The sequence below is a fragment of the Mycobacterium hubeiense genome, assembly GCF_002838065.1.
GTDB classification, from domain to species: domain Bacteria; phylum Actinomycetota; class Actinomycetes; order Mycobacteriales; family Mycobacteriaceae; genus Mycobacterium; species Mycobacterium hubeiense.
In genome coordinates this window covers 1-480 of the sequence record NZ_PIZU01000144.1, presented here as the reverse complement: position 1 = coordinate 480, position 480 = coordinate 1, and the positions used below count along the sequence as shown (strand labels likewise).

The 480-nt window shown below is 64.4% G+C and carries 1 pseudogene; it reads left to right on the top strand.

Features of this window, described 5'->3' with window-relative positions:
* Nucleotides 1-103: 103 nt before the first annotated feature.
* Nucleotides 104-480: pseudogene (locus CWS39_RS28435) on the top strand (dihydrofolate reductase family protein); the annotation flags it as partial.

Below are 480 nucleotides of genomic sequence, written 5' to 3'. Positions count from 1 at the left end.
TCGGTCAACGCCGAGCAGTTGCCCGGTCACCGGGCGATGACTTTGGCCCGAGCTGCCGGTCTGTATCCAGACATCCCCTCAACCGGAATTCGAGTAGCCCGCCATGGCCGCCGCCTACACGTTCGACGTCTTCTCCAGCCTGACGGCTACGGCGGGGTCAGCGGTGGCGACTGGGGCGGCTACTGGGGCAAGCAAGGCCCCGAGTTGCTCGACCACCGCCTCGCCCTATACGAGACGGAGCAGTGAATGGTCTTCGGAGCCAACACATATCGGACGTTCGTGCAGTTGCTGGCTTTGGGCACCGAGCAGGTCCATGACCCGTGGGTTGCCCGGCTGAGGAGTTTGCCGACGACGGTGGTGTCGAGCACACTGACTGAACCTCTCGACTGGCCGGACGCGACCGTGGTGAGCGGTGACGCCGTCGACGTCGACCTGATCGAGACGGAACCTGTCAACCTGAATGAGGCACCGTTGCGCGGT